The sequence below is a fragment of the Enterocloster alcoholdehydrogenati genome (assembly GCF_013282095.1).
GTDB classification, from domain to species: Bacteria; Bacillota; Clostridia; order Lachnospirales; family Lachnospiraceae; genus Enterocloster; species Enterocloster alcoholdehydrogenati.
Map to the genome: position 1 here is coordinate 104,107 of NZ_BLTJ01000013.1, position 14,093 is coordinate 118,199.

Consider the following 14,093-nt stretch of genomic DNA (forward strand, 5'->3'; position numbering starts at 1 on the left):
CTGGCTTAATCCATTCCCCGCACAGTCACCTGCTCTGCAAAAGGGGCTATGATCTGTGCAAACCATTCCATCTCTTTTCGGGTAAAGCTATGGCAGGAATCGGGATCAAGCACCTGCCCCGATTCCTTATAACATTGAAGAAAATACTGTTTACACCCGCGGATCCATGGGCCGATCTCCTGAAAATCGGTTATATCGTGAAGTCCCGCCACAACCGTTGTCCGAAATTCATAAGGGATGGCACCATTCAGAAGAAACCGGATGCTTTGCTCGATTTGTTCCAAATTCAGTCCTGCACATCCAGCGGCCCGTTCATAATGGCTTGGCCCTGCTTTAATATCCAGGGCAACTGCGTCGATTCGTCCCTTTTGGCAGAGCATTTTCAGGATCTCCGGCCGATAGCCGTTTGTATCCAGCTTTACTGCCAGCCCAAGACTGCGCACCTTACAGATAAATTCCTCCAGATCTGGCTGCAGTGTAGGTTCTCCGCCAGTGATACAGACCCCCTCCAGAATGTTTCTTCTTTTCTTTAAAAATGCCAGCACCTTATCTTCCGGCAAAGCAATGTCAGCTTTGTGTTCCAACAACTGGCTGTTGTGGCAGAAGGGGCAGCGGAAGTTGCAGCCGCCTGTAAATATAGTGGCAGCTACTTTTCCTGGAAAGTCCAGCAGAGTGGTTTTCTGAAGTCCGCATATTTTCACGATTCTTTCATCCTTTCATTTGCAAATTTCCCAAAGTTATATATAATGGATAGAACACTATACTATCAGGGGCAAAAAGCTTCAGGCCTTCCGGCCGTTGAACCCGACATCGCATTATGGTGTAAAAATATTCCGTTTATACATTATAAGTATATCATACAGAACGAACTATGAATATTCGCGTATGCACAGAAGGAGAATGCCGACCATGACAGAACAGGAGATTGCCCTGGCAAATGCCAAAGGTCTTGAGACCCGCAGACGCCGCTGGGAGCAGAGAAACGAAAAAAAGCGCCTTGCCGCTCTTGCAGCCCAGGAGGCGGACAGGGCTGCCCGGAAGGCAGATGAAACCTATATGAAAGAAGCGGTCCGTCAGGCCAAAAAAGCCGCGGCTATTGGAGATGTGCCTATCGGCTGCGTTATCGTAAAAGAAGGACAGATTATCGCAAGAGGTTATAACCGTCGCAATGCCGATAAAACCGTCCTTTCCCATGCTGAAATCACAGCCATAAAAAAAGCCTGTAAAAAAGAGGGGGACTGGCGTTTAGAGGACTGCACCCTGTATGTGACCCTGGAACCGTGTCCCATGTGTGCTGGAGCGATTGTCCAGGCCAGAATCCCCAGGGTAGTGATTGGCTCCATGAACGCAAAAGCAGGCTGCGCAGGTTCCGTGATGAATCTTTTGCAGGAGCCTGGGTTCAATCATCAGGTGGACATGGTTACAGGTATTTTAAAAGAAGAATGCTCCGCACTGATGACTGATTTTTTCAAAAGCCTTCGCCGACGATAGGCAGGCGGTCAGCTTCCATCTTGTTCTGTCCGCATCCGTACGCCCAGATACAGCGCAGTTCCGTCGCGGAATACCCGCGGATCGTATCCGGTGATCCGTGCAATCCGTTTGAGCCGGTACTGCAGTGTGTTTTTATGAAGGAAAAGCCGTTTTCCGGTTTCTTTTAATGACATATTTTCCTCATAATACACCTGCAGCAGCCTCATATCCTCCTGACTCAGCCTGGAAACTGTCTTTTCAAGATAATCTTTTTTGCGGTCCGGATCCAGGCCGTCAAACAGGATTTCCACATCCAGGTCCGAAAAATCGCAGAAACATTGGTCTGAAAAATGCAGAGAATGGATGGCGGTTAAAGCCTCCCGGTAGGAGTGAGACAACTGTGCCGGTGTTCTGGCTGTTCCAAGACCCGCAGAAAAAGTATGTTCCTGTGCTGCGGCAAACTGGCAAAAATGTCTGCGGTATAATGTGGACTGCTGCTGTGGGATCAGCGCCACATATTCTCTGGGGGATTCATGACAATACAGTTCAATTCCCATTGTATGGAAAAGGACGTCCAGATCCCGTTCAAATATGGAAATATTAGCCGGATTATACCCCTCATTCAGCCGGATATCACAGACCAGAAACAGGCCATTGCAGGAAATTTTAAATTCTTCCATACAGCCTTTCAGATATTTGGCATCTCCTTCCCCCTTAAGAACCAGAGAGCGGATCATATACCGAATCTTTTCCCGGCGCGACCGGACTGCGGCATCCAGCTCCTGCTCCCGGATCAAAAGGAGGGTCACTCGTACTGCTAGATATCCAAATTTGCGCACATCCTCCGGCGGCCCGCTGATTCCTATCACTGCCAAGAGGCTGTTTTGATGGAACAGGGGTATATTGACCCCTTTTTGCGTACCCTCAAAGCTGCCGTCCTCATGTACCTCGATGACCGTTCCGGTCTGTGCCGCCTTCTGCCCGATCTCATGGAACTCCCCGACCCGCTGGGGGGATGTACTGGCAAATATCACGCCGGAAGGGGAAATAAAATTGACATCCTTTCCGCATACATCCTTCACAGTCTCAACGATCTGCTGCGCCAGCCGGCGGCTTATTTTTGCAATCATATGGGCCTCCGTTTAAATCTGCTTTCTTACGATCCGGTACTCATCTCCCAACTGGTAATAGGGACAGTTACGAAACGTTCCCTGAATAAAACGGATCATTTCATCTTCATCCAGATCTTTTGTACAGACATAGCAGTCATATTCCTCATCATATTCGTAATTCGTACAGCTTTCACAGTTTATCTGAGCCATTATGCGCCTCTTTTCGTTTTCTGTAATATATTATAAATAATATTATATCATAAAAATGTTCTGCATAACATATCCATTTTATAGCGTTTGCGTTAGAATAACATCATACAGCCTGCAGGTGTTTTGCAGGCATCAGGAAAAGTAAAGCGGGGAGAAAACAATATGAAAATAACTATAGCCATTGATTCATTTAAAGGAAGTCTGTCATCCATGGAAGCGGGAAATGCAATTCGTACTGGTATCCATCGTGTATACCCGGAGGCCCTGGCAGAGGTGCGCCCCCTGGCGGACGGAGGCGAAGGCACAGTTGATGCCCTTGCAGAGGGAATGAACGGCGTTATTCATGAAATTTCTGTCACAGGGCCCTTAGGGGAACCGGTAACTGCCCGTTACGGAGTAATTGAAAGCACTCATACCGCTATTATGGAGATGTCTCAGGCTGCGGGTATTACTCAGGTGCCTCTTCAAAAACGCAATCCTCTTTATACTACTACATACGGGGTTGGTGAAATGATTCGGGATGCCATAGAAAAGGGGTGCCGCCGTTTTATTATGGGAATCGGGGGCAGCGCCACCAATGACGGCGGCTCAGGAATGCTCCAGGCGCTGGGATATGACTTTTTAGATGCTCAGGGGAGACCAGTGCCTTATGGGGCAAAAGGACTGGAAATACTGGAGACGATTTCTGACAGCCATGTGATTCCAGAACTGGCAGACTGTCATTTCTATATCGCCTGCGATGTGACAAATAAGCTCTGCGGAGAGCTTGGCTGCAGCGCAGTCTATGGCCCGCAGAAAGGGGCAGATCCGCAGATGATTCAAAAGATGGATCAGTGGCTGGCCCGCTACGCAGCCCTGGCCCGTAAAACCTTCCCCAGGGCAGACCCACAACAGGCTGGGACCGGCGCTGCCGGCGGACTCGGCTTTGCGTTCCTTACATTTACAGACGCTGTTTTGGAGTCTGGTGTTAAACTGGTGCTGGAAGAGACAAGGCTTGCTGACTATATAAAAGATGCGGATCTTGTGATTACCGGCGAAGGACGTCTGGACGAACAGACCGCCATGGGCAAGGCGCCCATAGGTGTGGCACGTCTGGCAAAACAATACAATAAGCCGGTTATAGCCTTTTCCGGCGCCGTTACCCCCAAAGCCGCCGCCTGCAATACAGCAGGAATCGATGCCTTTTTCCCTATTTTGCGGTCAGTGGTTACTCTGGAAGAGGCCATGAACCCGGAGAATGCCGCTCTGAATATGGCTGATGCGGTGGAGCAGGTGTTTCGGGTAATTCGTTTTGTATGGCTGCGGGAGTATGATTCGTGCAGCCAGAAGGAAATTCCTTGACAAACCAGCCCCTCAACGCTATACTAAATAGGCAATTCAATTATAACCCAGTCATAAACTTTCCACGCAGCCGGGGAGATAGCGGTGCCCTGAACCTGCAATCCGCTCCAGCAGGGGTGATACCTTGCCTCGGGCAGAACATTGCGGAGCTGCCTTGTGCAAGTGGCGTTGACGTTTGGGTCTTACGCAACGGGAATCTGTGAACCGTGTCAGGACAGGAATGTAGCAGCACTAAGCAGAACCTCTCGTGTGCCGTAAGGCAGCCTGAACCGAGTTAACTGCATGAGTAACGTCCGTGATGCCTGCACAAAGCAAGGTGCGTGGATTTAATATGAATATATCAAAGACCTGAGAAGGACAAAGGCAGGACAGCCTTGTATTCTCAGGTCTTTTTCTTAAAAAATCAGGCTTCACGTGCGGAAGGTATGCAGCAGACTTATAAAATGCCTCTATTCCATGATTTCAATACTTACCACTTTAGAGCCGTCAAGCACCAGCCGTACCGTCATATCTGCTGTAAGATCAGAAAGGTCCGCACTTTCATGGTCAGGGCCTTTTGTGACCGTGGTGGAATCTGTTAGTGTAAGTGTCTGAGTCTCATCGTTGAAGGTCATTTCGGGAGGAGTTTCCCCGTCCGCAGGTTTTTCAGGAGGAGTTTCTCCATCTGCAGGCTTTTCGGGAGGGGTCTCTCCATCTGCGGGTTTTTCAGGAGGAGTTTCCCCATCTGCGGGCTTTTCAGGAGGAGTTTCCCCATCTGCGGGCTTTTCGGACGGGGTTTCTCCATTTGCAGGTTTCTCGCCCATTTCTGGTTTCTGAGCGGTTGATACAGTTAGAGAATCATCGGATACAGCTGTGATTTTAGCCATTACTCCATCATCCTCCTTCGGCGGTCTTTGCCCTTCCTCCGAAGTGCCTGCCGCAGAGGCAGCCTCCGTACCATTAGAAGCCGCATATCCGGTCATGGAAGCCCCGGCGGCAAGTGCGGTGCACATTCCTGCGCATAGTAAAATTCTGGAAAATCTTTTTTTCATAGTTGTAATCCTTCTTTCTCCTGTATTTCAGCTCCCATCATTTCAAGTGTGGTCTGAACTGATGCATGAAGTATAACCGGACTTCCTTAAATCAACCTTAAGTACACATAAAGTTCACAAATACAATTACAGTGCGAGTTTTCCTGTATCCTGACCTGTCAATTTACACTTGCCCCCATAACCCCTTTGCGCTATAATTACAAAATGGGTATAATATAACCATTCCTGCGCATACCGCTATGTTCGGGCGCGCACAGTCTGATACGGAGGAGATGCAATATGAGAAGAGTAGGAATCCTGACCAGCGGCGGAGACTGCCAGGCGCTGAACGCCACTATGCGGGGCGTAGCAAAATCCTTATACAATATGTTCGATGATGTAGAGATCATTGGGTTTGAGGATGGCTATAAGGGCCTGATGTACGCTGATTACCAGATCATGAAGCCATCTGATTTTTCCGGCATTCTCACTCAGGGGGGAACGATTTTGGGAACCTCACGGCAGCCATTCAAGCAGATGCGTGTTCCAGATGAAAACGGCCTGGACAAGGTAGAGTCCATGAAACACACCTATCGGAAACTGAAACTGAACTGTCTGGTGATACTAGGCGGAAATGGCAGCCAAAAGACAGCTAACCTCCTCAGCCAGGAAGGGCTTAACGTGGTATCTCTTCCCAAAACCATAGACAACGACCTTTGGGGCACAGATATGACCTTCGGTTTCCACAGCGCAGTGGAGGTGGCAGCGAATGCGATTGACTGTATCCACACCACGGCAGCTTCTCACGGCCGTGTGTTCATTGTGGAGGTTATGGGCCACAAGGTAGGCTGGCTTACCCTTTACGCAGGTATTTCAGGGGGAGCTGATATTATCCTTCTTCCTGAGATTCCTTATGACATCCATGCAGTCTGCGACGCCATTACAAAGCGTACCAAGGCAGGCAAGCGCTTCTCTATTCTGGCAGTGGCTGAAGGAGCTATTTCCAGGGAAGATGCCAGTATGACAAAGAAAGCGTTAAAAGAGAAGAAAAAGAACGGCATTGTTTATCCGTCCATCGCATATGAGATTGGAGCAAGGATTCGGGAAGTAACCGGAAGTGAAGTCCGTGTTACCGTTCCGGGCCATATGCAGCGCGGCGGTGAACCCTGTCCATATGACCGTGTCCTTGCTACCAGATTGGGGGCGGCAGCAGCCAGACTGATTGCAGATGAGGAATACGGGTATATGGTAGCCCTGAAAAATAATGAGATTACTAAAGTGCCCCTGTCTGAGGTGGCAGGTAAATTAAAAACCGTTGATCCCAACTGTTCCATGATTAAGGAAGCAAAGATGGTGGGGATCAGTTTCGGAGACGAATAAGGAGCAGCCATGTCATACACGGCTTTATACCGAAAATGGCGTCCCGTATCCTTTGAAGATGTCAAAGGACAGGACCCGGTCGTACAGACCTTAAAAAATCAGATTACTTCAGAACGGATCGGCCATGCCTATCTGTTCTGCGGAACAAGAGGTACGGGAAAGACCAGTATTGCAAAGATCTATGCCCGTGCAGTCAACTGTGAGCATCCCATAGACGGCAGTCCCTGCAATCAGTGCGCAGCCTGCCGTTCGATTCTTGCGGGCGCTTCCATGAACGTAGTGGAGATTGATGCGGCTTCCAACAACGGCGTTGAAAATATCCGCGATATCCGAGAGCAGGTTCAGTATCCTCCGACGGAGGGGAAATACCGGGTCTATATCATCGATGAGGTGCATATGCTCTCGATTGGGGCGTTTAATGCCCTTTTAAAGACATTGGAAGAACCGCCGTCCTATGTGATCTTTATTCTGGCCACTACGGAAGTTCACAAGATCCCGGTTACGATCCTGTCACGGTGCCAGCGGTACGATTTCAAACGCATTTCCGTGGATACCATTGCGGACCGGCTCCGGGAACTTACTCAGGCAGAGCAGATCCATGTAGAGGACAAAGCGTTAATGTATATTGCAAAGGCAGCCGATGGTGCGCTGCGAGACGCATTAAGCTTTTTGGATCAGTGCATTGCCTTTCATTATGGAACGCTTCTTACCTATGACAATGCTCTTGAAGTTCTGGGGGCTGTTGATTCCAGCGTATTCAGCCGTATGTTCGGCGCAGTGACGGAAGGGCGCACAAAGGACTGTATTACGGAACTGGAAGAAATTGTGATACAGGGACGGGAACTGGGGCAGTTTGTGACCGACTTTATCTGGTATTTGAGAAATCTCCTTCTGATTCAGAGCGCCGATGACCCGGAGGGGCTGGTGGATATGTCAGAGGAGAACTTAAGGCAGCTGAAGGCGGACAGTACCAAAACAGATGGAAATACCCTGATGCGTTATATCCGGGTATTTTCCGACTTGTCGAACCAGCTGCGGTATGCCAGTCAGAAACGTGTTCTGGTAGAGGTTGCGCTGATCCGTCTAACCCGACCGGCTATGGAGCCGGATCTGGATTCGATTTTACAGCGGCTTCATCAGCTGGAAGAGCAGCTTGAGGACATAGAGGTCAGAGGGCTTTGCCCGGCTGTAGGTATGCCTGGTTCCCGGGGGGATTTTGGGCTTTCGGCATCTAACGCGGGAAATTCGGGCGGTTACAAAGCCGGGGAGGCTGTCCTTGGCGCTGCGTCAGGCCAGATTCCTGACGGCCTGGCTTTACAGCCCGCTGCTGGCAGCCCGATGGAAAATAACGCCGATCAGCCCCTATATGGGGGGGTGTCGACTCCGGCCGAAACCATTTCCCTGCCCAGGGCTCAGCTGGAAGATCTCAGCCTGATCCGCAACGAATGGGCTAAAATCGTGCGCAGCATCGGCGGAGGGGCAAGATCCTATCTGAGAGATACAGTGGTGGAACCTGGCGGCGAAGGCTGTCTGACTATTGTGTTTTTAGACCCCATGAGCTATGATATGGGGAAGCGTCCCACCGTCATTGGAGAACTGGAACGCAAGGTAGAAGCGTCTTACGGTAAGGCCATTTATTTTAAAACAAGGCTGGCCGGCCGTGGTGAACGGCTGGACACGATTTACGTTACAAAAGAAGACCTGGAAGAGAAAATCCAGATGGATATCACTTACGAGGACTGACCCATTTTCAATAATAACAAAGTAACTATTCAGGATCCGAACGCGGATCCGGCAGAAAGAGGAGGAACAATACCATGGCAAAACGTGGCGGATTCCCAGGCGGTATGCCGGGAAATATGAATAATCTTATGAAGCAGGCACAGCGTATGCAGCGCCAGATGGAGGAGACTACCAAGGCGCTGGAAGAGAAGGAATACACTGCGGCAGCAGGCGGCGGAGCCGTAACTGTGACCGTTTCCGGAAGAAAAGAGGTCGTTTCCATTAAATTATCAGAGGAAGTGGTAGATCCTGACGATATCGAGATGCTCCAGGATCTGATCGTAGCAGCCACCAATGAGGCGTTCCGCCAGATGGAGGCTGACAGCACCGAGGCCATGTCCAAGCTCACCGGCGGACTGGGCGGCGCATTAGGCGGAGGCTTCCCCTTCTAATGGATTACTACAGCAGCCAGATCAGCAAACTGATCGAAGAATTGTCCAGGCTTCCCGGAGTAGGCGCAAAGTCTGCCCAGAGACTTGCATTTCACATTATCAATATGCCAAAGGAACAGGTAGAGCAGCTGGCGGGAGCCATGACCGGAGCCAGAAATAATGTACGCTACTGCAAAGAATGTTTTACTCTTACAGATAAGGAACTCTGCCCGATCTGCAGCAGTACCAAGCGGGATCACAGAACCATCATGGTGGTAGAGAACACCAGAGACCTTGCGGCCTACGAAAAAACCGGCAAATACAACGGAGTTTATCATGTGCTTCACGGAGCCATTTCCCCCATGCTGGGAATCGGCCCCAATGATATCAAGCTGAAGGAACTGATGCAGCGCCTTCAGGCAGATGTGGAAGAGGTCATTATTGCAACCAATTCCAGTCTGGAAGGCGAGACTACGGCCATGTATATCAGTAAACTGATTAAACCTACCGGCATCAAGGTGACCCGGATTGCCAGCGGCGTACCTGTAGGCGGCGATCTGGAATATATAGATGAAGTGACCCTACTGCGGGCGCTGGAAGGAAGAACCGAGCTTTAAAATGCCGCTTACGGCAGGGAGAGATGCACAAAATGGATAAATATGAGTTTAATTTAAGGATTGATCAGATCAAGAAAAAGATCGCCTCAGAGGACTTTGAGACAGCGATGAAGATTGCAGACACGATTGACTGGAGACGGGTCCGCAATGTCAACATTCTGTCCATGGTTTCCGGCGTATATGAAAAAAATGGAGAGTACCAGGAGGCAAAGGATATTCTTCTTCTGGCTTTTGAGCGGGCTCCAATCGGCAAACGCCTGCTGTATAAGTTGGCCGAACTTGCCATCAAAGAAGGCAGCACCGGTGAGGCAGAGGACTACTACAGAGAATTCTGCGACCTGGCTCCCGAAGATCCAAGACAGTATATTCTGCGCTACCTGATTTTGGGTGCAAAAGGCGCTCCCGTAGAGCAGCTGATTCACACGCTGGAGCAGTACTGCAACGTGGAACTGGATGAAAAATGGCTCTACGAACTGGCCGAACTTTACAATGCGGCACACATGGAGCAGCTTTGCGTCATGACCTGTGACAAGATCATGCTGATGTTTGGCACAGGAAAATATGTGGACAAGGCCATTGACCTGAAGGTTCAGTACGCTCCGCTGACCAGCTACCAGATGGATCTGATGGAAAATAAGGACAAATATGAGGCTCGATTAAAGGAAGTAGAGAAGGAATATGACAAAAGAAAGCCTATGGTTCTTCCTATTGACGCCCAGAGTCATGATAGCGTGACGGAGGAAACCTACGGTGCGGTGCCAGAGCCTGCAGGTGAAGCGGATTATGAAAGCGTATCCGATACGTCGGCCAGGGAAACGGACGGCGGCGCAGGGAATTTGGCTGCAGAGGATGAGTGCTGCGATGATCTTCCCACACAGTCTCCTGAGACTGATATATACGCGGAAACAGAGGAATTTCCTGAAGAAACAGATGCCTTTGCCCCGATTTTTTCCGACGATACAGAAACAGAAGAGGATGATACGGCCGCCCTTTCATTTGACGGGGATGAGGGCGCGCAAATGGATACAGAATCTTATGATACGGCTTCAAAAGAAATGGCTGTGGCAGAAGATGAGGCTTATCAGGAAACCGTGTATGCAAGTGAAACACAGGAGGAGCAGCCTGAGTGCGAGCCCTCTTTACAGGCTGCCAAAACAGACGACGATATGCTCAGAGCACACATACATGAGGCAGAGGTTCAGGAGGATCTTGCAAAGGAGATGTCCCGTCTTGCAGAAGAACACGGATACAGCGAAGAAACGCAGGCCGCTCAGACCCAGATACTTACAGATATTCGCCATTTGAAAAAAGGTCCCGTATACAGCGGTTCCAACCATCTGATGATTGAGGCGGAAAAACCGGAAGAGGGATTTGAACTGGCTGTAAAGACATTAAAACGGATTCACCAGGAAACAGGCGCTAAAAATCAGGCTGCGAAGATCACAGGTTCAAAATTGAACCATAGAGGCATTTTTACACTGTCAGATAAGCTGACGGGAAAAGATCTCATCATTGAACAGGCTGGAGACATGAATGAAGCCATCCTTCAGGAACTAAATCAGCTTATGGCCAGAGACGAAACCGGCATGAGCGTTGTTCTCATTGATACGGCGGAACGTCTGGAAGAGCTTCACAGAGTTTACCCTGGACTTGCAAAGCGGTTTGAGTGTATTGGCATTTCCGATGGAACGCAGGAAGAACCGGCTGTTTCCGGTTCGGATAACCGCCCGGTGCGCTCTGTAGAGCTTCATAGAGCGCCTGCTCCATCAGCTCCGATCCGGCCGTCAGCCGGAATTGAGATATCCCGGGGGGATGCGCCGCGCCGTCCTTCAGCCTTCGGATCGGTTGTATCCGAGGATGAGATGCCAGAGGAACCGGGAATCCTCCCGGCCCGTCCTGCCTATCAGGCTGCGGTTCGCCCACAGGCGTCCCAAAGCGCCTCAGAGGGCGGTGGATTGTCAGAAGAAAGCTCCGCAGCCCGGTCTTTAGCAGAGGATAAGCCATATCGTCCGTCATCTGTTTCGCATACAACAGCCAGATCCTTTGCGGATCAGACACGTTCTGTAAATGATAGCACCTCCCAGACAGATATGACATCTGGAATGGCTGCCCGTCCTGCTGCTCATACGGCCCCCGTATCCCGTCTGACGGCACCTCAAACGCCTGGACAGCCCCAGGCAGCGCCAAAACGCCGTCAGGCTATTCCGCTGGTACCTGAGCCGCCCAGGCAGCCCGTGCAGGAGCCAGAAACGAATGAGCCGGAGCTGGAGATGGATATTGACGAATTTGCAAAATATGCCTGTGAATACGCTGGAAGTATTGACTGCAGCATTTCCGGGAAGAGTATGCTGGCTCTTTATGAGCGGATCGAGATTATGGAAGAAGACGGCGAGCGTCTCACAAAAGCTGCTGCGGAAGCATTGATCGAAGAGGCGGCAGACCGTGCGGAGAATCCTACCTTCTTTAAGAAGATGACCGGAATTTTCTCATCCAAATATGACAAAGCAGGACTTCTTGTTCTGAAAGAGGAGCATTTCATATGATGAACCAGATTTGTCTGATCGCCCTGGATCTGGATGGCACCCTTTTAGACAGTGAAAAGCATTTGTCTGAAGAAAACCGTCGGGCCCTGGAACAGTGCGCCCGCCTGGGGATCCATATTGTTCCTGCCACGGGACGGGCTGTAGATGGGATCCCTGGGATCCTTCGGGATCTTCCGGGTGTCCGCTATGCTATCACTACGAACGGAGGCGCAGTGATGGATCTAAAAACAAATACCCCATTGAACAGGTGTGTCCTGACCAGCGAACAGGCCCTGAAAGTTATGGGTATTGCCAGAGGCTATCATGTTATGTATGACCCTTATGTAAATGGACGCGGTATCACGCAGCCGGATTTTTTTGAACATATGGAGGAATACGGCCTGCGTCCGGTGCTTCAGGAAATGGTCCGTGCAACCAGAGATGTAGTGCCTGATATCTACCAATATATGGAGGAGACAAAGAGCAGCGCCGAAAAGGTAAATATATTTCTGGCTGACCCCTCCGAGAAGGAGGTTCTGAGAGAAGCGCTGTCTGTGGTTCCTGGACTTGCCATCAGTTCGTCAATGTACAATAATCTGGAGATCAATGCCCGGGATGCTACAAAGGGAAATGCCCTCCTCTGGCTGGCAGACTATCTTTCTGTCCCTGTAGCATCCACGATGGCTTTTGGAGATGGTGAAAATGATATTCCGATGCTGAAAGCCGCTGGAATTGGTATTGCCATGGGAAATGCTTCAGATGAGGTAAAAGCTGCGGCAGATGATATTACGCTGACAAATGACCAGTTCGGAGTGGCAGCCTTTATCCGTGATCGGGTATTATAGAGGTCAGAAATACGGTTTGGAACTTTTAAAAATAACATAGATAACAACGGAAAGAAGTTAAATCATGATAACAGAACACGGGCTGCCCATAGCGGCAGCTGTATTTTTAATAGGAATGGTATTGTATGGCCACCACAGGGGATTTCTAAGGCAGTGTGTTTCCGTAGGAGCGCTGGTGCTTACTATTCTTTTGGTGAAAATGGCTGCGCCGGCGGCAACGGAGTTTATCCGGGCCAATCCTGAAATACGTGATCGCGCGGCTCGGACAATTCTGAATGCGTCTGGCTGGCAGGCACCCTCCGCACAGGAAGTCCAGTTTCCTGCTGCTCAGCGCATAGCCATTGAGAATATGAAACTTCCTCAGTCCGTCAAAGATATATTGCTGGAAAATAATAACAGTGAATTTTACCATATTCTTGGAGTGGATCAGTTCGCGGAATATATCAGTACCTATCTGGCGGATATTCTGATCAATGCAGTCTGCGGTTTTGTGATCTTTCTGCTGGCATATATTCTTATTCGGATTTTGATTCGCTGGCTGGATCTGATCGCAAGACTTCCCATACTGTGCGGACTGAACCAGATCGCAGGGGCGCTTCTTGGACTGGCTCAAGGTCTTTTGATCCTCTGGATTGCGGGTGCGCTGCTTAACTGTTTTGCCGCTACTGCTGCCGGCCAGATTTTGGAACAGCAGGTAAATGGCAGTGCTTGGCTGTCATTTTTATATCAATACAATCCTCTTCGTATTCTCCTTGGAGGATTCATAAAAGGAAGTTTTTGATTTCTATGGGCTCTGCATCGGTAAATCTGAGGCAGAGCCCTCTTCTGTGCTGAAATATTTCAGATTCATGAGTATGTAAACAGCGCTCCGAAGAGCAGAGTAAAATGTAAAATTGCTTATGAAAAGCTGTGGGCTTGATGTTGATTTCTCAAATGTGAAATTAAGCTCAAAAATGGCAGCTATTCAGCCATGCTGCAATTTGCGCGGAAATATGCGCTGCAAGCTGGTTTACATAAGCATATCTATGTACAAATTGACATATGGCTGAATAGCTGCCAAAAATGTAAAAAAATAAACAAATTACCTTGACAACCTTTTAAGAAGATGGTATATTATAGTTCCACTGCGAAAACAGTGGATAGGATCTTAAAAAAGATCAAAAAGTTGTTGACAGATACAGATGCTTGTGATAAGATATAAAAGTTGCTGTTGAAAAAGACAACGAAAAAATAAAATAAAAAAGTTGTTGACAGGCAAAAAGATCTGTGTTAAAATATCAGAGTTGTTGCCGAGAGACAACAAATAAGTTCCTTGAAAATTGAAGATTAAACAGTATGTAAAACCCTGAAAATTCTAACAATTCAAAAGGTTTGGTTTAGACCTTTGGATTTGAGAAAATTCAGAACAAAAACCAAGTAAAACGGTTTAAGAT

13 protein-coding genes and 1 other RNA gene are annotated in these 14,093 nt (G+C 49.1%); 10 read left to right on the forward strand and 4 right to left on the reverse strand.

Annotation, left to right across the window (positions count from 1 at the left end; all coding sequences use genetic code 11):
* Positions 1–5 precede the first annotated feature (5 nt).
* On the reverse strand, positions 6–701 hold the full coding sequence (locus tag HW447_RS14630) for an anaerobic ribonucleoside-triphosphate reductase activating protein (protein WP_176255865.1): 696 nt from the start codon (positions 699–701) through the stop codon (positions 6–8).
* 184 nt (positions 702–885) lie between these two features.
* Here HW447_RS14630 and tadA point away from each other — a divergent pair, with 184 nt between their 5' ends.
* Entirely contained in the window at positions 886–1,491 is a 606-nt protein-coding gene (gene tadA / locus HW447_RS14635) for a tRNA adenosine(34) deaminase TadA (protein WP_176255866.1), read from the forward strand.
* 8 nt (positions 1,492–1,499) lie between these two features.
* On the opposite strand, the gene HW447_RS14640 is transcribed toward tadA, so the two are convergent.
* Together HW447_RS14640 and HW447_RS14645 are read right to left on the reverse strand one after the other, a co-directional pair.
* Positions 1,500–2,600, reverse strand: coding sequence for a CdaR family transcriptional regulator (locus tag HW447_RS14640; RefSeq protein ID WP_176255867.1), 1,101 nt, complete (start codon positions 2,598–2,600; stop codon positions 1,500–1,502).
* 12 nt (positions 2,601–2,612) lie between these two features.
* Positions 2,613–2,792: a DUF6472 family protein gene (locus HW447_RS14645; RefSeq protein ID WP_176255868.1), complete on the reverse strand. Its 180-nt coding sequence runs from the start codon at positions 2,790–2,792 to the stop codon at positions 2,613–2,615.
* Between the two features lie 162 nt (positions 2,793–2,954).
* On the opposite strand from HW447_RS14645, the gene HW447_RS14650 reads away from it, so the two are divergent.
* Positions 2,955–4,133 (forward strand): glycerate kinase family protein, encoded by a 1,179-nt coding sequence (locus HW447_RS14650; protein ID WP_176255869.1) that lies wholly within the window; start codon positions 2,955–2,957, stop codon positions 4,131–4,133.
* A gap of 62 nt (positions 4,134–4,195) precedes the next feature.
* Positions 4,196–4,457: signal recognition particle sRNA large type (gene ffs / locus HW447_RS14655), an RNA gene on the forward strand.
* Between the two features lie 125 nt (positions 4,458–4,582).
* Here the strand turns inward: ffs and HW447_RS14660 are convergent.
* Positions 4,583–5,164, reverse strand: coding sequence for a hypothetical protein (locus HW447_RS14660; protein WP_176255870.1), 582 nt, complete (start codon positions 5,162–5,164; stop codon positions 4,583–4,585).
* Positions 5,165–5,443: 279 nt separating this feature from the next.
* Between HW447_RS14660 and HW447_RS14665 the strand changes: the two genes are divergently transcribed.
* From HW447_RS14665 to HW447_RS14695, 7 genes are all read left to right on the forward strand, one after another.
* Positions 5,444–6,523, forward strand: a complete 1,080-nt coding sequence (locus HW447_RS14665) for a 6-phosphofructokinase (protein WP_176255871.1) — start codon at positions 5,444–5,446, stop codon at positions 6,521–6,523.
* A gap of 9 nt (positions 6,524–6,532) precedes the next feature.
* Positions 6,533–8,266, forward strand: a complete 1,734-nt coding sequence (gene dnaX / locus HW447_RS14670) for a DNA polymerase III subunit gamma/tau (protein ID WP_176255872.1) — start codon at positions 6,533–6,535, stop codon at positions 8,264–8,266.
* Positions 8,267–8,340: 74 nt separating this feature from the next.
* Positions 8,341–8,697, forward strand: a complete 357-nt coding sequence (locus HW447_RS14675; protein ID WP_176255873.1) for a YbaB/EbfC family nucleoid-associated protein — start codon at positions 8,341–8,343, stop codon at positions 8,695–8,697.
* Positions 8,697–9,293: a recombination mediator RecR gene (gene recR, locus HW447_RS14680; RefSeq protein ID WP_176255874.1), complete on the forward strand. Its 597-nt coding sequence runs from the start codon at positions 8,697–8,699 to the stop codon at positions 9,291–9,293. The genes HW447_RS14675 and recR overlap by 1 nt, the downstream gene beginning before the upstream one ends.
* A gap of 32 nt (positions 9,294–9,325) precedes the next feature.
* On the forward strand, positions 9,326–11,836 hold the full coding sequence (locus tag HW447_RS14685) for a tetratricopeptide repeat protein (protein WP_176255875.1): 2,511 nt from the start codon (positions 9,326–9,328) through the stop codon (positions 11,834–11,836).
* Positions 11,836–12,660, forward strand: coding sequence for a Cof-type HAD-IIB family hydrolase (locus HW447_RS14690; RefSeq protein ID WP_176255880.1), 825 nt, complete (start codon positions 11,836–11,838; stop codon positions 12,658–12,660). The genes HW447_RS14685 and HW447_RS14690 overlap by 1 nt, the downstream gene beginning before the upstream one ends.
* Positions 12,661–12,724: 64 nt before the next feature.
* Positions 12,725–13,441 (forward strand): CvpA family protein, encoded by a 717-nt coding sequence (locus HW447_RS14695; RefSeq protein ID WP_243176313.1) that lies wholly within the window; start codon positions 12,725–12,727, stop codon positions 13,439–13,441.
* Positions 13,442–14,093 lie beyond the last annotated feature (652 nt).